General features: G+C 30.0%; 17 protein-coding genes. 11 read left to right on the top strand and 6 right to left on the bottom strand.

Features of this window, described 5'->3' with window-relative positions; translation table 11 throughout:
• Window positions 1-197: hypothetical protein (locus B3M86_RS08720; RefSeq protein ID WP_291076197.1), on the top strand; the 197-nt coding region annotated here is incomplete at its 5' end.
• 45 nt (window positions 198-242) lie between these two features.
• Here B3M86_RS08720 and B3M86_RS08725 read toward each other — a convergent pair.
• Window positions 243-650 carry a hypothetical protein gene (locus B3M86_RS08725; protein ID WP_291069668.1) on the bottom strand — a complete coding sequence of 136 codons (408 nt, stop codon included), beginning with the start codon at window positions 648-650 and terminating at the stop codon, window positions 243-245.
• A gap of 223 nt (window positions 651-873) precedes the next feature.
• Here B3M86_RS08725 and B3M86_RS08730 point away from each other — a divergent pair, with 223 nt between their 5' ends.
• The 10 genes from B3M86_RS08730 to B3M86_RS08775 all read left to right on the top strand — a co-directional run bounded on the left by B3M86_RS08730 (window position 874) and on the right by B3M86_RS08775 (window position 14,468).
• Entirely contained in the window at window positions 874-2,433 is a 1,560-nt protein-coding gene (locus B3M86_RS08730) for a type I restriction-modification system subunit M (protein WP_291069670.1), read from the top strand.
• Complete coding sequence (locus B3M86_RS08735; RefSeq protein ID WP_291069672.1) at window positions 2,423-3,562, top strand: restriction endonuclease subunit S; 1,140 nt, start codon at window positions 2,423-2,425, stop codon at window positions 3,560-3,562. The genes B3M86_RS08730 and B3M86_RS08735 overlap by 11 nt, the downstream gene beginning before the upstream one ends.
• Window positions 3,563-3,595: 33 nt before the next feature.
• On the top strand, window positions 3,596-3,937 hold the full coding sequence (locus B3M86_RS08740) for a DUF3024 domain-containing protein (protein WP_038330365.1): 342 nt from the start codon (window positions 3,596-3,598) through the stop codon (window positions 3,935-3,937).
• A 98-nt stretch (window positions 3,938-4,035) separates the two neighbouring features.
• Window positions 4,036-4,884, top strand: a complete 849-nt coding sequence (locus B3M86_RS08745; protein WP_052217414.1) for a hypothetical protein — start codon at window positions 4,036-4,038, stop codon at window positions 4,882-4,884.
• A gap of 7 nt (window positions 4,885-4,891) precedes the next feature.
• Entirely contained in the window at window positions 4,892-6,133 is a 1,242-nt protein-coding gene (locus B3M86_RS08750; protein WP_236688154.1) for an AAA family ATPase, read from the top strand.
• Between the two features lie 135 nt (window positions 6,134-6,268).
• A complete protein-coding gene (locus B3M86_RS08755; RefSeq protein ID WP_038330361.1) occupies window positions 6,269-6,883 on the top strand; it encodes a DUF6088 family protein in 615 nt (204 codons plus the stop codon).
• On the top strand, window positions 6,873-7,877 hold the full coding sequence (locus B3M86_RS08760) for a nucleotidyl transferase AbiEii/AbiGii toxin family protein (RefSeq protein WP_038330360.1): 1,005 nt from the start codon (window positions 6,873-6,875) through the stop codon (window positions 7,875-7,877). The genes B3M86_RS08755 and B3M86_RS08760 overlap by 11 nt, the downstream gene beginning before the upstream one ends.
• A gap of 149 nt (window positions 7,878-8,026) precedes the next feature.
• On the top strand, window positions 8,027-11,164 hold the full coding sequence (locus B3M86_RS08765) for a type I restriction endonuclease subunit R (protein ID WP_038330702.1): 3,138 nt from the start codon (window positions 8,027-8,029) through the stop codon (window positions 11,162-11,164).
• Window positions 11,165-11,172: 8 nt separating this feature from the next.
• Window positions 11,173-13,230 carry an McrB family protein gene (locus tag B3M86_RS08770; RefSeq protein WP_291076199.1) on the top strand — a complete coding sequence of 686 codons (2,058 nt, stop codon included), beginning with the start codon at window positions 11,173-11,175 and terminating at the stop codon, window positions 13,228-13,230.
• Window positions 13,227-14,468 carry an McrC family protein gene (locus B3M86_RS08775; protein WP_291076202.1) on the top strand — a complete coding sequence of 414 codons (1,242 nt, stop codon included), beginning with the start codon at window positions 13,227-13,229 and terminating at the stop codon, window positions 14,466-14,468. Before B3M86_RS08770 ends, B3M86_RS08775 begins: the two co-directional genes overlap by 4 nt.
• Window positions 14,469-14,718: 250 nt before the next feature.
• Here the strand turns inward: B3M86_RS08775 and ytxJ are convergent, their stop codons facing one another.
• The 5 genes from ytxJ to B3M86_RS08800 form a co-directional block, all read right to left on the bottom strand.
• Window positions 14,719-15,051: a bacillithiol system redox-active protein YtxJ gene (gene ytxJ, locus B3M86_RS08780; RefSeq protein ID WP_038330356.1), complete on the bottom strand. Its 333-nt coding sequence runs from the start codon at window positions 15,049-15,051 to the stop codon at window positions 14,719-14,721.
• Between the two features lie 118 nt (window positions 15,052-15,169).
• Window positions 15,170-16,156 carry a type II toxin-antitoxin system HipA family toxin gene (locus B3M86_RS08785; RefSeq protein WP_181816308.1) on the bottom strand — a complete coding sequence of 329 codons (987 nt, stop codon included), beginning with the start codon at window positions 16,154-16,156 and terminating at the stop codon, window positions 15,170-15,172.
• A 1-nt stretch (window position 16,157) separates the two neighbouring features.
• Window positions 16,158-16,478 carry a HipA N-terminal domain-containing protein gene (locus B3M86_RS08790; protein WP_038330354.1) on the bottom strand — a complete coding sequence of 107 codons (321 nt, stop codon included), beginning with the start codon at window positions 16,476-16,478 and terminating at the stop codon, window positions 16,158-16,160.
• Window positions 16,475-16,684, bottom strand: coding sequence for a helix-turn-helix transcriptional regulator (locus B3M86_RS08795; RefSeq protein WP_038330353.1), 210 nt, complete (start codon window positions 16,682-16,684; stop codon window positions 16,475-16,477). Before B3M86_RS08795 ends, B3M86_RS08790 begins: the two co-directional genes overlap by 4 nt.
• Window positions 16,685-16,816: 132 nt before the next feature.
• On the bottom strand, window positions 16,817-17,335 hold the full coding sequence (locus tag B3M86_RS08800) for a hypothetical protein (protein WP_038330351.1): 519 nt from the start codon (window positions 17,333-17,335) through the stop codon (window positions 16,817-16,819).
• Window positions 17,336-18,172: the final 837 nt, after the last annotated feature.

Raw genomic sequence — 18,172 nt, forward strand, 5'->3', positions numbered from 1 at the left:
TTGTTAAGGAACGACTAATTAACTCCTTCAATAAAGAGGTGGGTAATACTGGTTGGGTTGCTGCACGAGCTCACTTTCTAAAAGCATTAACTAATCAATTCGAATCAAGAGAAATTGACTATTCAATCATTAAAAATGAAAATACAATTTCTTTCGCGAAAAAGGTTTTACTAAAGGAAAAAAAATTACACTATTAAAAAACATGAGCCGATTAGCATAAATAATCGGCTCATTTTATAAATTTATAATAATTCGTAAAGCTTTACCTCTCCTCCATTTTTTTCTTCATAACAACTTGCCCAAGTAAAATAATCATATTCAATTTCTGACCAACTATTATCTTGAAATACAAAACCATAGTTTAAGTTACCTTGATTCAATTCAATCGAAACATATAAACGATCTTTGTCTACAAAATCAATTGATTTATCAAACAATGTGTTATTATTTAGTTTTTTAAGCACAAGTTCAACTAAATTATTTGAATTATACTCTTTAAACATATCATCAAACATTATTTCGCCGACAATTACTACGTCTAATTTTTCATTATAACGGTATAAGATCCAATGATGATCTAGTTTTTCAATGGTATCTAAATCAAAAACTGAACAAGTACAAAATACTACATCAGCATAAACTTGACACATAAATTATCTTTTTTATAAATATACTTTTTTATTTCAAAAGCTTCTATCCTATTCTACCTTTTTATTCGTTGTTTATTATCATAGCGTCTTATTTTGTCGCTATACTTCATTATATTTGAAAAACATTAACAAATATGGTTTACCGTAAATAGTTATCCGTTATTATGACTTTATTTGCAGTTATTGTATTTGTATATTTACAAAAAAGAATTGATAAGCATTTATGGCTAAAAAAGTCCAAACAAAAAGTACAGAAGAAATCCTTTGGGATGCAGCAAATAAATTACGTGGTTCGATAGAACCGTCAGAATATAAACACGTGGTATTGAGTTTAATCTTCTTGAAATTTGCAAGTGATAAATTCATCAAACGCAGAGAAGAATTAAAAGCAGAAGGTAAAGAAGCCTTCTTAGAAATACCAGAATTTTACCAGGCAGAAAATGTATTCTATTTACCAGAGGAATCGCGTTGGGAATACATTATCGAAAACGCCAAACAAGAAGATATTACCCTTAAAGTAGATACTGCGCTTAAAACGATAGAACGTACCAACAAATCGTTAGAAGGTGCGTTGCCAGATAATTATTTCTCAAGATTAGGATTGGATCAATCTAAGTTTTCGGCTTTACTAGATACCATCAACAATATCGATACGCTTCGTGATGAATCGCAAGATATTGTGGGGCGTGTGTATGAATATTTCTTAAGCAAGTTTGCCATTGCCGAAGGAAAAGGAAAAGGTGAATTCTATACGCCGAAGTCGATTGTAAACTTGATTGCCGAAATGATTGAACCGTACAAAGGAAAAATCTATGACCCGTCTTGTGGTTCGGGTGGTATGTTTGTGCAGTCGTTGAAGTTTATTGAGAAACACCAAGGAAACAAAAAGGACATTTCGATTTACGGACAAGAATTAACAAATACCACGTTTAAACTGGCTAAAATGAACTTAGCCATTCGTGGTATTTCTGCCAATTTAGGCAACAAAGCAGCCGATACTTTTGCCGACGATCAGCACAAAGAATTGAAAGCCGATTACATCATGGCGAATCCGCCGTTTAATTTAAAAGATTGGCGAGCAGAAAATGAATTAACCGATGATTCACGTTGGACAGGTTATGAAGTGCCACCAAAATCGAATGCCAACTATGCGTGGATTTTGAATATGATTTCTAAATTATCGCAAAACGGAGTAGCTGGTTTTATCTTAGCTAATGGCGCACTTTCGGGTGGTGGAGAAGAGTACAAAATCCGTAAACAAATTATAGAAAACGACTTGGTAGAAGCGATTGTAATTCTTCCTCAAAATATGTTTTATTCTACAGATATTTCGGTAACGCTTTGGATTTTGAACCGCAATAAAACAGAACGCACTGTAGAAGTAAATGATGGCGTAAAAAACTATCGTAATCGTGAAGGTGAAGTATTGTTTATGGATTTACGCCAAAAAGGGGAACCGTTTGAAAAGAAATTCATTCAGTTTGCTGAACAAGAAATTGAGCAGATAGCAGCAACCTATCATAACTGGCAACAAAAAGATTTTGAAACGACTTATGCGAATGAACCCGAATATTGTTACTCTGCAACCTTAGAGGAAATCCGTAAAAAAGATTATTCGTTGGTACCAAGTAAATACATAGCGTTTGTAAACCGTGACGAAAACATTGATTACGATACGAAAATGCAAACGTTGCAAACCGAATTGAAAGACTTGTTTCAGCAAGAAGAAACCTTGAAACAAGAAGTAGCAAACGTGTTTAAATCGTTGGGCTATGAGTTATAAAAAGTTAGGAGATATTGTCAAATTTATTTCCAATAAAAATGTAGATGGTATAGCAACTATTCTTTACGGAATTAATATTGATAAATACTTTATGCCTTCTGTAGCAAACACTATTGGAGTGGATTTAAAAAAATATAAAGTAGTTGTAAAGAATCAATTTGCATGTAATAGAATGCACGTTGGAAGAGATAAACGATTACCAATTTCAATGTCTACATTTGATTATCCATTTATTGTTTCTCCAGCTTACGATGTATTTGAAGTTACAGATGAAAATGTAATTCCTGAATATTTAATGCTTTGGTTTCGTAGAAGTGAATTTGATAGACAATGTTGGTTTTATACAGATGCAGACGTACGTGGTGGATTAAGTTTAGATGCATTAAAATCAATTGAAATTAGAATTCCATCCATCGAAAAACAACGCGAAATTGTAGCCCAATACCAAGCAGTAGCAAACAAAATAAAAGTCAACGAACAGATTTGCGAGAAGTTAGAAGCCACTGCGCAAACGTTGTACAAGCAATGGTTTGTTGATTTTGAATTTCCTAATGAAGAAGGAAAACCTTATAAATCCTCTGGCGGAGCAATGGTGTACAACCAAGAATTAGAAAAGGAAATTCCTGAGGGTTGGGAGGTTGGAATATTATCCGATTTAATTACGGTTAAATATGGTAAAGATTATAAACATCTAAACAAGGGAAATATACCTCTTTATGGTTCAGGTGGTATTATGAGCTATGTAGATGAAATTCTTTATGATAAACCATCGGTTTTAATACCAAGAAAAGGTTCATTAAATAATATTCTCTATATAAAAACACCATTTTGGTCAGTCGATACAATGTTTTATACAATACCTAAAATAGATAATACATTAATTTATGTTTTTAATGTACTTTCTAAGATGGATTTTAATTCTTTAAATGTCGGGTCTGCTGTTCCAAGTATGACTACTGAATACTTGAATAGTATGCAGATTTTAATACCTGAAAATAATGTTTTGAAACCGTTTGACATCGAATTAAATCAATTGGAAGATTATAAAATATCGATTATCAAGCAAAACCAAAAACTCACACAACTTCAATCGTTGTTGTTAAGTCGCTTGGCAACGTTGGAGGGGTAAAGAAAAATTAAACTACTATAAGAATCAACACAAATGGGAAAAGAAATTAGTATTAGCGAAGCATATATTAAACAATTTGTAGAAAGCTTACGACCAGAAGATCACGAGATACGCAAACAATTAGATTTTGGGTATTCTTGGGAAAAGAATACTGCTATTTTATATACGATTCGTCCATTTTGGAATAATCCGAACGAACTAATCCAATCAGAATTTGCTAAAATTCGCTATACAAAAACCACAAATGAATGGAAACTGTATTGGATGCGTGCTTCAGGCATATGGGAGTTGTATGAGCCACACCCAATTGCTGATAATTTACAAGATTTATTAGCGATTATAAAAGAAGATCAGTTCCATTGCTTCTTTGGGTAAAAAATACAAAACACTCCCAACTACAATCGTTGTTGTTAAGTCGCTTAGCAACGTTGGAGGGGTAAACTAAAATTAAACTACTATAAAAAACTTAAATTATGATCTTTAATATTTACTATATTAATTTCCCAAAAGTATATGAAATAAAAATGATGCTAAGTAACGTCATTTCTATTAATAAAGAAACTACCAAAGAAATAGCAGGAGAAAGTCAGTTATCAGTAAAGGCTAAACTGGGCATAAATTTTATGGATTGGTTTAAGTTAGGTGATGCTGAAGCTGGAGGGGATATTAAAGGTTCAGGTACTAGAAAAGTTTTTGAGACATTTGAAGTAAAAACAACTAAATCTGTTATTTTAAGTGATGTTATAGAGAAAGCAAAAGTTAAAAATGACTTTGAAAGAGTTAAAGAAGGCGAGTTAATACGAATAGATGAAGTCAAGTTAAGTCTTGAAAATGAAGACGAATTAAGAGTTGTTAAGTTTATAAATAGTGGTGCTTTTAAAGATTTAGTTGCCCCTGGAACTAATGGGTTTGATATGAATAATCTTTTTAATTCTATGTTTAAGGACTATGCTTATAAAATCAAAGGAGAAGTTACTAATAGTAAAGAAAATATATTAATAAAAATTCCATTAACTTTTGAAAGTGAATTTGAAAGTTCTTACAGTGTAGATGATTTATTTGTAGGTAAGGTTTCAATTCTTGGTATTTATAAAGGGAAGATAAATGTAGATGAACTAAAAAATTCTTTTCAATATTTTCAGGAGCTAGGAGAATTACAAAGTTTAATGTCAAATAAAAATACAGAAGATGATGAAATTCAAGAAAGCCATTATTCGAGCAATTCCTCTAATTCAGCTATGTATTTCAAAAGTTCTGGAGATGGAACAGAATTTCATTATATCGATTTACTAGCAATAGTTCAGAATGTGAATATTCAATAAATGCATTATGAAGACATTACTATTTTATGATAAAGAAGATTTTTATGATTATAAAGAATTTAAGACTAAAGAAGGATATGAAATTCATAGCTTTTCAAAATATACTCGAAATCCAGATTTAATAGCAAACATTAATAGTTATATTGAAATTATAGATTTATCTGTACTTTCAGAATATAATACAATTCAGTTTGTAGTAGAACAAATTTTAATTCAATTTCCTGATGATGTTATATTTATTTGTGATTCCTCAAAAAGAGATATTATAGAGTATGAATTAAGATTTATATTCTGTCAGTTTTCTAATGTTGATAAAGAATCGTTTATAAAAAGTAAAAAAGGAAATAGTGAAATAATTCCAGAAGAGAATATTAAAAAGCGACATCGGAAAATTATCGATTTGACGGATGAAGAACTAAACATCTTTTTAAATGATTTTAATAAAAATTTATATGGACATCCAAAATTCAAAGACGATTTTGCAGAACAAGTTAGAACATTTAGAATTTTTAATAGATTAAAAGAGCATAAAGTACTTTCACTTTTTTTAATGGGGGATTCTGGTGTTGGTAAAACAGAAGTTGCAAGAGTAATTTTTAATTCTTTAAAAGGAAACAAAAGATTAGCAAAAATTAATTTCGGAAATTATAGTAATGAATTTTCCTTAAGTTCATTGATTGGTTCTGCAAGAGGCTATATAGGTAGCGAAGATGGTGAGATATTTATGAAAGTTCGGGACACAGATATTGGAATTCTTTTAATAGATGAGTTCGAAAAATCAAATGCATCATTATTTAATTATTTCTTAGATGTATTAGAAAGTGGGAAAATGACAAGCTCAATGGGAAATGAAATTGATATTAATGGATTTATTATAATTTTCACTTCAAATATTTCAAAAGAAGATTTTCAAAAAAGGATTTCACCTGAACTAAGATCGAGATTTGATTATAAATGTATGTTCACACTTTTAGGTGACATTGATAAAAAGAAATATATTGAATTTCGTACTCGTACAATATCTAAAAAAGTTAATGCAGAGTTTGGAATTGATATAGAAACAGATTTAATAAAATTTATGGATAGAGAAATTAATGTTTCTATATATAATAATATGAGAGACTTGAATAAGAAAATTAAGAAAAAGTTTTTAGAATTCACGATTGATTTTTTATCACAAAATGAAAAAGAAATATTTGAGGAATCTTCAAAGAGTAATTGGAAAAGAAATTTTTTAAAATTGTTTTAAAACTTTATAATGAATTTAAAAACTCATTCATCTACAATTAAAAAAATCATTAAAGTAGTCAAAACCAAAAAAAACAAAAGTAATTTTGTAACAAATTTTCACTAAATTTGTTACAAAATAAAAATACAACACTAAGTGAAATCCTCTAAAAATCAAATAGAAACAAAGATTTTAAAATCATCTTTAGGCGAAATATTTTTCGCTGAAAATTTCTATACGTATGGTTCACCAGGTAATATCCGTTTAACGCTTTTTCGTTTGGTTAATGAAGGCATATTAGAGCGTTTGGCTCAAGGCATTTATCTAAAACCCAAAAGAGATCCGTTGTTAGGTACCCTTTATCCTACTACGGAAGAAATAGCCAAGCAAATAGCACAACGAGACAAAGCACGTATTGCCCCAACAGGTGTATTCGCTTTGTATTTGTTGGGGCTAACCACACAAGTTCCTCTAAAAGCGGTGTATTTGTCCGATGGTTCACAACGAGAAATTAAAATAGGAAACCGTACCATTCAATTCAAAAAAACGGTTCCTAAAAGTTTTGCCATAAAAGATGAATTGCTGCATTTGATTGTACAAGCGTTTAAAGAGGTGGGCCAAAACAACGTAACCGAAGAATTTATAGAAAAAATAAAGCCTTCTGTAGTGCAGCTCGACTCCCAAGTGGTCCAAAAGCAGGTAAAATATGCACCGGTTTGGATACAGAAACACATCAATAACCTTTATACAACTTCTCAAAATGTGGATTAACCTATCAACAGAACAAAAGATACAAGTTTTAGAACAAACAGGTATAGCCAAAGGTTTGCCTGCATTTGTTGTAGAAAAGGATTGGTGGGTGTGTATTTTATTGAAAGCTATTTTTCAATCGTACTATGCAAATTCCATTATTTATAAAGGTGGTACTTCTTTAAGTAAAGCCTATCATATCATTGATCGATTTTCAGAAGATATTGATTTAATTATAGATCGGCATTTGTTAGGTTTTGACGACTTGGATTCAGGAACAAAAATCAAGAAACTAAGAAAAGCATCGGGTTCATTTATTATCAATGAGTTTAGAGAAGAATTGATGCATCAATTGGATCAATTGGGCATTCATCGTGACCAATATGTAATACGATATAATGATAAAGTTGACGATACCAGCGACCCGAATACATTGGAAGTGTATTATCAATCTGTAGTTCCAATGACCAATCCTTATATCCAACAAAGAGTATTGTTAGAAATGGGAGCAAGATCATTAACAGAGCCCGCAGAAACAAAAAACATCCTTTCGTTTATTGATGAAAATTACAAAGAATTATCATTTACATCGGATGGATTTAATGTACAAGTGGTTGTACCAACACGAACATTTATAGAAAAGGTTTTATTATTACATGAAGAATTTTCAAAACCTATAGCTAGAATTAGAACCGACCGATTAACGCGTCATTTGTATGATTTAGATAAAATGATGGTTGCAGGATTTGGAGAACAAGCTCTTGCTGATAATGAGTTGTTTGAAACCATAGTGGAGCATCGTAAAAAGGTTACGCCTTTACGAGGTGTCGATTACTCCAATCACGAAAAAGGAAAATTGAGTATTCTACCACCAAATGAAATAATTGCTCAATGGGAAGATGATTATAAAATCATGCAACAAAATATGATTGTTGGAGATAGTTTATCTTGGGATGAACTTTTACAAAGATTGAAAAATATAGAAAATGCTTTCAATCAAATTCAAGATTTATAATTATAAAATAGTAGCATGATTTCAGTTCATGTTACAAAATGTCAAAAAATGTAACACGTTATTTTCTCATGTTACAAAAAGTCGAAAATTGTAACACGTTCTACTATTTCAATTATCAAAACCAAAAAACACAACTTGAAAAAGTTATTATGAAATACACCGAATCACAATTAGAACAAGCTTTTATTAGCCTTTTGGAAACAGAAGGCTATACCTATATTGATGGAAAACAGTTGCAAAGAAGTTCAAATCAAGAAGTATTGATTAAGGAAGATTTGCGCGCGTTTTTACAAGATCGTTATGAAGATTTAGAAGAAATAGAATTGGAAAGCATTACCAATGAATTGGCGTTTCAATCGACTTCTAATTTGTACGAGTCTAATAAATACATTTGCAAATTATTGGCGGATGGATTTATTTTTAAACGTAACAATCCACAAAAAAAGGATTTACATATACGATATATCGATTGTGATTCGGTAGACAATAACACGTTTAAAATTGTCAATCAACTTGAAATTCAAGGAAGCGAACTACGCATTCCTGATTTGATTTTATACATCAATGGAATTCCTGTCGTTGTTTTTGAATTTAAAACAGCCATAGAAGAAGAAATTACCATTCACGATGCGTACAGGCAATTAACGACACGTTACAAAAGAGACATACCCGAACTACTAAAATACAATGTATTTTGTGTGATTAGTGATGGGGTGAATAACAAAGCCGGAACAGTATTTTCTTCTTACGAATTTTACTACGGTTGGAATAAAATTACAGGTAACGAGAAAAAAGCCTTAACAGGTATAGAGACCACGACTTCTATTGTACATGGAATGTTGAACCAAACAAGATTAGTCGATATTATTCATCATTTTGTTTTGTTTCCTGATTCTTCTAAACACGAGCTAAAGGTTTTAAGTCGTTATCCGCAATATTATGCAGCCAATAAATTGTATCAAAACATCAAAGCGCATCGTAAACCAGAAGGCGATGGAAAAGGTGGAACATACTTTGGGGCGACGGGTTGTGGAAAGAGTTATACAATGCTGTATTTAACGCGTTTATTGATGCGTTCAACCGATTTTGCAAGTCCTACGATTATTATCATTTCAGATCGTACCGATTTAGACGATCAGTTATCGAAGGATTTTACCAATGCCAAGAAATTCATTGGAGATGAAAATATCATCAATATCGAATCAAGAGCTGATTTAAGGTCACGTTTAAGAGGTATCGAAAGTGGTGGTGTTTATCTGACTACGGTTCAGAAATTTGCTGAAGATGCTGAAATTTTATCCGATCGTACCAATATCATTTGTATTTCGGATGAAGCGCACCGCTCACAAGTGAATTTAGACTTAAAAGTTAAAATTGACGAGGAAAAGGGAGTTACTAAATCGTATGGTTTTGCTAAATATTTACACGATTCTTTACCCAATGCAACCTATGTTGGATTTACAGGAACACCTATAGATAAAACGTTAGAAGTCTTTGGAGATGTAGTGGATCAATACACGATGTTCGAATCGGTAAATGATGAAATTACGGTTCGTTTGGTTTATGAAGGAAGAGCGGCAAAAGTCAATTTAGATTATAATAAAGTTCAAGACATTGAAAATTATTACGAAAACGCAGTAGCTGAAGGCGCTTCTGAATATCATGTAGAAGCCAGCCAAAAAGCGATTGCTAAAATGGAAGTTGTTTTAGGTGATAAAGATCGAATTAAAGCGATTGCACAAGATTTTATAGCTCATTATGAAAAACGTATCGATGAACGTGCTACTGTTGCAGGAAAAGCGATGTTTGTGTGTGCTTCTCGTACCATTGCTTATAAATTGTACCAAGAACTATTAGCCTTACGACCAGAATGGGGAGAATTGAATATTTCGGATGGATTAACTGAAAAGGAACAAAAAGATATCAAGCCAATTGAGCGTGTAAAAATGGTGATGACACGCAATAAAGATGATGAAAAAGAGCTTTGGGAACTTTTGGGTAATAAAGATGAACGAAAAGAATTAGATCGACAGTTTAAACAAATCAAATCCAACTTCAAAATTGCCATTGTCGTAGATATGTGGTTAACAGGATTTGATGTTCCCTTCTTAGATACCATTTATATTGATAAGCCTTTACAAACGCACAATTTAATACAAACCATTTCTCGTGTAAATCGAAAATACGAAGGAAAAGATCGCGGATTAGTAGTTGATTATATAGGTATCAAAAAGAACTTAAACAAAGCTTTAGGCATGTTTAATGGTCAAACAGCCGATGATGATTTTGAAGATTTAGATCAAGCAGAAATTATTGTGCGTGATCAAATGGATTTATTACGTCAATATTTTCATCAGTTTGATGCTACTGATTATTACCAAGGAAATCCCGTTGAACGATTAAACTGTTTAAACAAAGCTTCTGAATTGGTTTTACAAACCGAAGATTCAGAAAAGTTTTTTGTGAATGTAACCAAGAAGCTAAAATCTGCCTACAATTTAGTGAGTGGTTCGGAATTGTTTACTCCGAAAGAAGTAGATGAAATCCATTTCTATTTCGCCGTGAAATCTATTGTAGTAAAATTGACTAAAGGTGAAGCGCCAGATACAGCCCAAATGAATGCTAAAGTGTCTAAATTGGTAGAAGAAGCCATCATTTCGGAAGGAGTTGAAGAAATATTTAAGCTCGATGATAATAAAGCGAATGCCATTGATTTGTTTAATGATAAGTTCATTGAGAAAATCTCTAACCTAGAATTACCGAATACCAAAATTAAAATCTTAGAACGTTTATTAAAACAAACCATTAACAATTTTAAAAAGGTAAATAAAGTAAAAGGACAAGATTTTTCAGAACGTTTACAATCCATCATCAACCGTTACAACGAACGTAGCGAAGGCGATATTTTAGATTATGAAGGCATTCAGTTTGATACCGCAGAACAAATGTTAGATCTCATCATCAAACTTCGTGTTGAAATGGATTCGTTTCAAGATTTAGGTATTGACTATGAAGAAAAAGCCTTTTACGATATCTTGGACATGATCTGCAAACAATACGGTTTTGAATTCGATAACGACAAAATGCTTGAATTGGCTCGTGAAATAAAAATCATCGTTGAAAATACAGCCAAATATCCTGATTGGTCTGATCGTGACGATATTAAAGCACAACTCAAGATGGATATCATCGTGAAGTTACATCAATACGGTTATCCGCCAATCACACAGGATGATGTTTACAAAAACGTGTTAGAACAAGCAGAGAATTTTAAGAAGAATAGGTAATAAAAATTATGTATAAAGATTTACAAAAAGAAGTTTACAACTGGCTTTTAGAAAAAAATAAAGTAAATGAAAATTTCACTTTTTCTGTTAGACAAAAAGCAAATAAAGGTGCTGAACTTAATTATTTTATTGGAACTGAAAAGTCAAACTATTTTTCAACAACGTTTTGGTTTATTCCTGTATCATATCCAGGATCTTCAAGCGATTTAATTAATCTTGTTTTTGATTTAAGAAAAGAAAAAATAGAATTTTATATTCAATTTAATCAGACCAAAAACCCTAGTAACGATCAAAATAAATATGATTTAATTCTTGTACAAAATATTAAAAACAGACTTAAAAATCATTTTGATCATGTTTATTATTCTGATGATACAGCCAAGATGGAATTTTTTGGTATTTACTCTACTCCTAAATACGAATCATTTGATGATTTAAAAGATGATCTTGAAAAATTATTAGATAAAGTAATTCCAGCTGTTGATGAAGAAATAGTTAAAATAAAAAAAGAAAATCCTGATTTTATTGCTCATCGTTTTAGTCCAACAGAACAGATTAAAATGCTTCAAAAAATGGAAGAGCGATTCGAAAAATATAAAATTATTGATGATTTAACTGATGATCTATTTGAAGAAGAAAATGATTTAATAGATATTGATTTTGGCAGAAGAAGTCTAGCTCCTTTTAATCAAATCTTATACGGACCTCCTGGTACAGGTAAAACATACAATACGATTAATAAAGCAATTGAAATAGCAAATCCTGAATTTGATTTAACACAAGACAGAAATATAGTTAAATCTGAATACGAAAGATTGGTAAATGAAGGTCAAATTGTATTTACTACTTTCCATCAAAGCATGACCTATGAAGATTTTATAGAAGGGATAAAGCCCGTGATTGAAGAAAATGAAGATGGTGCCAAAAGTGTGGTTTATGAAGTGAAAAACGGAATTTTCAAAGAAATATGTAAGAATGCAGAAAAACCACCATTTGAAAAACTTGAAGTTAAAAAAAATTATTCTTTTGATGATGCCTTTAATGATCTTGTTTTGGAAGCGAATGAAAAACTTGAAAATAATGAACAATTATTTCTTCCAATTTTAACTGAAAACTTAGGTTTAAAAATAGTTGGTATTTCAGATAGAGGAAATTTAATTTTAAAGCCGATTTATTCTGATGATGCAAAAGAATACATTGTTTCATACTCTCGTGCTGAAAAATTACAACAAGTTTTTCCTGATTTATCAGTTGTAAAAAACATTGACAAAGAATTTAGAGCGGTTATTGGAGGTTCAAATTCAACAGCTTATTGGTCGGTTCTGAATTACATCAACAATAAAATAAATTCAGAAAAAAAATCTACTTCTCAAAATATTGCATTACCACCTAAACCATTTGTTCTCATCATCGATGAAATCAACCGTGGTAATGTTTCTCAAATTTTTGGAGAATTAATTACATTGATTGAAGAAGATAAACGCTTAGGAAATAATGAAGAGCTAGAAGTTACTTTACCATATAGTAAAGAGAAATTTGGAGTTCCTTCTAATCTACATATTATCGGAACGATGAATACCGCCGATCGTAGTGTTGAAGCTTTAGATACTGCTTTGAGAAGACGTTTTGTGTTCGAAGAAATGCTTCCAAAATACGAATTGGAAGAACTTCAACAAAATCTGTATAGTTTTTCCGCATCTGATATTTTGAAAACAATCAATTTACGTATTGAAAAATTACTGGATCGAGATCACCAAATTGGTCATGCATATTTCATCCATAAAAATGAAATAACAATTATTGATTCATTTTATAAAAATATAATCCCATTATTGCAAGAATATTTCTTTGGAGATTATGGCAAAATTGGATTGGTATTAGGGAAAGGATTTATTCAGGACGATAGCGATTTTAAAGATAATAAAATTGAAACTTCATTTTTTGCTAGTTTTAATTATGATAATGCTGAAGATTTCGAAAACAGAATATCTTATAGAGTATTAGGCTTAAATGATAAGGACTTTGATTTCGAAAATGCGATCAAATTATTAATGAATAAGAAATGATTGTGATAAAAGACAATCGTATTACTGTTTTCGAACATGATAAGCTTTTCTTTAATCTGAAAAATGACAAAGAAAAACAACTTCATGATGCTTTAGAGCTCTATCACGGAAATTATACACCATTTTTTAAACTCATTAGAAATGGTGTGCAATTCAATGAAAATGTTGGGGTTATTCAAATAGGGAAAATAACCATTGAAGTTTTGCCCAAAGTCGATAAATCAGGTGAAGAAAAATGGCGTAATTTATTGATTGGAATGATCAAAACGGTATGGGGATTTGATGTAAAATCAACAGGTTGTAGTTCATTAAAACTAAAATCAAACTCTATGTTAGAGCTTTATTTTGAATTATTTATTTCTGAGGTTGAATATTTATTGCACAGAGGTCTAATCAAAAGATACCGAAAGAATGAAGGAAATCAAACTTCATTAAAGGGAGCTTTACAATTTTCAAAGCATATTTCTCAGAATTTGGTTCACAAAGAACGATTTTATGTAAAATATACGCAGTATTCTAATGAATATACGATTCATGAGATTCTTTTTAAAACAATAAAATTATTAGCTAATCTTAATTCAAACCCACAATTGAAAGGAAGAATTGGATCATTATCTCTTAATTTCCCTGAAATGGGAGAGATAAAAGTAAATGAATCTACTTTTAATAAAATTGTATTAGATCGAAAAAACCAACACTACCAAACGGCTTTAGAAATCGCCAAATTATTATTGTTAAATTATCATCCTGACGTTTCTAAAGGGAGAAACGATGTATTGGCTTTAATGTTTGATATGAATAGTTTGTGGGAACAGTTTATTTTAGTGACTTTAAAAAGAAAACTAAAAACACATAATGTAACTTCTCAAGTGACCAAGAGTTTTTGGAAACCTGATTCTGGTTACTCATCCAAAATGCGTCCTGATATCATTCTAAAATGCAAAGAAAATCATCAAATTTTTGTTTTAGATACAAAATGGAAAAACCTAAATGGTTACAATCCTTCACCCGAAGATTTGCGTCAAATGTATGTGTATCACAGATTTTATCAAGCTAAAAAAGTTGCTCTTGTATATCCTTCAGATCAACATTCAATTCAAAAAGGAAATTATTTCAGTTCAGAAAATCATTTAGAAATGTCTGATAAAGAATGTAGTATTATGCAAATTGCAACGGCTTCAGATATTAAAGTTTGGCAAGAGGAAATTGTAAATCGAATTAAAATATTATTAGATTAATCTAATTTTTTGTCACAAAAATCAACAAAATTTGTGACAATTATTACAGTATAAATATGACAGAAACATCTAAAAATCAAATAGAAACAAAAATTTCAAAATCTCCTTTTGGCGAAATAATTTTTTGAGTTTACAATATTCAAAATTTTAAAATCCATAACTTAAAATGTCCGTTATTTCATACAATTTAATATGTTTTGCATGTAATAACGGACATTTATGCTTGATCAATAATTATTTCTAAAATATGTTATAAATTAACTAGTAGATCTAATTGTTTCTGAATTTCTTCATTTTTTATTTTACGATGCGATGCATTGTACACACATTTTCCATCTTTTATAATAAGGATTTGCGGTGATTCGTGCTGAACATTGTATCGTCGTTCAATCTCATTAGAGAGTGGTCTAAACGCTAATAAATCTAAATAATTCAGTTCAAAGTCGCTTTCTTTTACAATATCCCAAATAATATCACATAATCCACAAGTTGTGCTGTGTTTATAAATAATTTTTGGTTGATTAAAAGATGCTTGATCAATTTGATCTAAGTGATCTAAAGTTGTAATATTTATTTTTTTCATTTTTATTTCTATTATTTCACTTATAAAATTACGTCGAAAAGAAGGAATAACCTACTCTATTTTCCTTATATGATAAATTATAAAAAATGCGCTAAGGAAATCTTCTTGTTCATTTTTTTTACTCTGTAACTATTCTTAATTTCTTCAATCGATGCTGATAACTTTGCAAATAATTACGTTTTAACTTTTCTGATAAGTACGATTTATCAATCAAATCTTGTACTTTATCTTCTTTGGATGTTAAATTTTGAATGACTTTTATAATTGATTTTTCTGTCATTTCAGCTTTCTCTCCTAAAATAAATAATTGGTCTATTATTTTACCTTTTGAGATTGATTTTGGTAATAATCCTTCTTTTAATGCAAAATCTGCATCGTCAATATGAATTTTGGTATTCAATAAATCATAAGCTGGACTTAGTTTAAAATCGCCTTGCTGAGTTTCTATCAACGAAAAATTCTTTAAATGTGCATCTCCATTAGAAAACAGATAATTGAAAACAATCAAAGCGAATAACTTTGGAGTTTCTACTTTCCAAGCAGGGACATATTTTTTCAAGGCTTCAAATAATTCGAGATAATTTCCTTCATACTTGTATTGTTCCCCATCAGTTGCAGGAGATTTCCCTAATAAAGAAGCAAAATCTTCCACAGCTAACTTATCTCCAATTTCATTGTAATCAAATCGTTTAGTAAGGTATGCTGGACTTCCATCTTTAAAAAAAACTAAAGCATTTTCTGCCGTTTCAATTTTAAAAACTTGTTTAGCGATTTGCATCGTTAAATGCTCATTCGCTGGTGCAAATTCACTATTTTTGGGTAAATCAGAAATTGGTTTTAAAATATAATGTCCACTTTCGTTTTCATTCGTTAATCTTAGTTCATTTCCATCAAGAATTAAAGAATATTTCTCTTGAAAACCTGAGATAGAAATATGTGTTTGATTTTGGTTAAAACTACTTTTATCCTTACGATCAGTTGGCGAAGTATAATTTAAAAATGGACTTACCTTTTTACCATTAAACATTTTCTTTAGAACAACAGGACTGTACGCATTAAAATTTTCTTTTAAAGAACCGGGACAATTAATTAATTCTAATTTCATTTTACACTCTTTCTATTGTTACTGCACCAATTGTATCTATTTTAGATGCTTTCAATAATATTCCAAAAGCATCATCTTCATCAATCTTATATGTTTTACAAATCATACGTTTATTTACCCCTTCTGGTAATAAATGATAGAAAAAAGGAAACAAAGTTTCAGAATCAAACTCTTTTTGATTTTTAGGCAACGTTAAACTTATAGAAGGCTTAGAATCATCATTTAACCAATCTTCATTATAGATAAAATGAAAGCGACCATTATCCAATTGCGTTAGAACTCCTGCCCTTTCTCCTTTATATAAAATTTGAGCAATTCTCATGATTCAATTGTTTTAACCTCTAATTTAATTTCTAATCCTAAGGCATCACACAACTTTTGAAGCGTTTCTAAAGTTGGATTACCTTTACCACTTTCAAATTGTTTTAACGTTCGTAAACCTACACCTGAAATCTCCGCTAATGTTTCTTGTGATATCGCTAAAACTTTACGACGTTCTTTTATCTGTTCGATTAATAATAGTGTCATATAATGCACTTTTAATGTAAATTTAGAAAGAAATTAGATATAAAACAAGAAAAGTGCAATGAATTGCACTTTTAAGACAATAATATATGTTAGATGTATGAATAGATCTAAATAATGCAATATAATGCACTTTTAAAGTTGTCTTTTACATTTGTTATATGCTTCCGTGATTTTGATTATATCGTAATCTGGATACTTATTTGTTTCCGTCCATTCTTTCAATAAAAAAGGACAATCACTAATTAATTTTGCAATTCTTTTTTTTGAATTTGATGCATCAACATATACTATTTCATCATTTTTTACCAGTAGAGGAAAGATTAATTTTTCACCATCATATGGATTAAATGTTCGCAAATAATAATGAGATAATTGACCTACAATAGCTTCTTCAAAAAAATCATTCTTATCATTTTTTAGGGTTACATATTTTACTAATTTATCAAATTCATCATTTACAACAAATGATTTAATATCTTTTGGTTTAAGTTTTATTTTTTCATCATTCACTAAGAAGTAAACAACTTTAGAATTATTTCCTATTACTTCTCCCTTTATTGTATCATTCGAGTGATTGATATAATATTCTGAATTGAATTGTACACCTACTACAGTTATGAAAAGTATAAAAATTAAAGTTATATATTTCATATTATTATTTAATTAGTAAATCTAAATATATTTATAAAATAAGTATGGATATTTTACTATAAAATGTTAAACTTATAATAAATTTTGGTACACCAAAACTACACCACAATCCCCTACACTATTGATCAATAAAGACTTTTGTACTTTCTGTATCGATTAGACAGCCAAATACCGCCATTGACTACCATATCTTTAAAATATTTGAAAGTTTATTTTATTTTTAAAAGTTTGTAGATAAATCAAATGTCTCATTTGTTTTAAAAACTTACACTTCAGTTATTTTGGATGGAACTATTTTTGAAGCGATTTTCATAATTCGTTTAAGTAGTGTGGTTGTTGAGATATTTAAATATCAAGCTGTACTTCTTATACCCAAACCTTCTTTTGTTAGCTGAACAATATGATTTATGGTAGTAAGGTAAGCGTTGTAACTATACATTTCACCCTTTTTTCTGACAATTTTTACATTTAAAACGTTGGTTTCCATTCCTCGTTTTAATATATTTTATTAATTTATCAGAACAATTAGAAAATATTTTTATTTGATAATCTAAGTTAAAAGTTGATTTTGTCATATTTTGTTAATGATAAAATATGTTAAAATTATCCACCATCACATCTGATACACAAGGGTGTCAAATGAATTGATTTTAAATTTTAAAGAGCTTAAAAATACACAATAGTAGAGATATAGTCCACTATTGAGTAAAGATATTTTATAGTTAAAATATTGTTTGTGAGCTTTTACGAGTTACATACACATCTGATACACTACTAAACATTATAAACAGTGAGATTATCACCTTCTGCATTGGCAAATAAAACTTATTAAAAATT

Source organism: Empedobacter sp. UBA6305 (assembly GCF_002440405.1).
Taxonomy (GTDB): domain Bacteria; phylum Bacteroidota; class Bacteroidia; order Flavobacteriales; family Weeksellaceae; genus Empedobacter; species Empedobacter falsenii_B.

Bases quoted from the DNA above. Each gene is read 5' to 3' on its own strand.
- B3M86_RS08775 (WP_291076202.1), top strand. From the start codon at position 13,227: ATGATTGTGATAAAAGACAATCGTATTACTGTTTTCGAACATGATAAG.
- B3M86_RS08745 (WP_052217414.1), top strand. From the start codon at position 4,036: ATGATCTTTAATATTTACTATATTAATTTCCCAAAAGTATATGAAATA.
- B3M86_RS08735 (WP_291069672.1), top strand. From the start codon at position 2,423: ATGAGTTATAAAAAGTTAGGAGATATTGTCAAATTTATTTCCAATAAA.
- B3M86_RS08730 (WP_291069670.1), top strand. From the start codon at position 874: ATGGCTAAAAAAGTCCAAACAAAAAGTACAGAAGAAATCCTTTGGGAT.
- B3M86_RS08795 (WP_038330353.1), bottom strand. From the start codon at position 16,684: ATGACACTATTATTAATCGAACAGATAAAAGAACGTCGTAAAGTTTTA.
- B3M86_RS08770 (WP_291076199.1), top strand. From the start codon at position 11,173: ATGTATAAAGATTTACAAAAAGAAGTTTACAACTGGCTTTTAGAAAAA.
- B3M86_RS08785 (WP_181816308.1), bottom strand. From the start codon at position 16,156: ATGAAATTAGAATTAATTAATTGTCCCGGTTCTTTAAAAGAAAATTTT.
- B3M86_RS08790 (WP_038330354.1), bottom strand. From the start codon at position 16,478: ATGAGAATTGCTCAAATTTTATATAAAGGAGAAAGGGCAGGAGTTCTA.
- B3M86_RS08800 (WP_038330351.1), bottom strand. From the start codon at position 17,335: ATGAAATATATAACTTTAATTTTTATACTTTTCATAACTGTAGTAGGT.
- B3M86_RS08765 (WP_038330702.1), top strand. From the start codon at position 8,027: ATGAAATACACCGAATCACAATTAGAACAAGCTTTTATTAGCCTTTTG.
- ytxJ (WP_038330356.1), bottom strand. From the start codon at position 15,051: ATGAAAAAAATAAATATTACAACTTTAGATCACTTAGATCAAATTGAT.
- B3M86_RS08740 (WP_038330365.1), top strand. From the start codon at position 3,596: ATGGGAAAAGAAATTAGTATTAGCGAAGCATATATTAAACAATTTGTA.
- B3M86_RS08750 (WP_236688154.1), top strand. From the start codon at position 4,892: ATGAAGACATTACTATTTTATGATAAAGAAGATTTTTATGATTATAAA.
- B3M86_RS08760 (WP_038330360.1), top strand. From the start codon at position 6,873: ATGTGGATTAACCTATCAACAGAACAAAAGATACAAGTTTTAGAACAA.
- B3M86_RS08725 (WP_291069668.1), bottom strand. From the start codon at position 650: ATGTGTCAAGTTTATGCTGATGTAGTATTTTGTACTTGTTCAGTTTTT.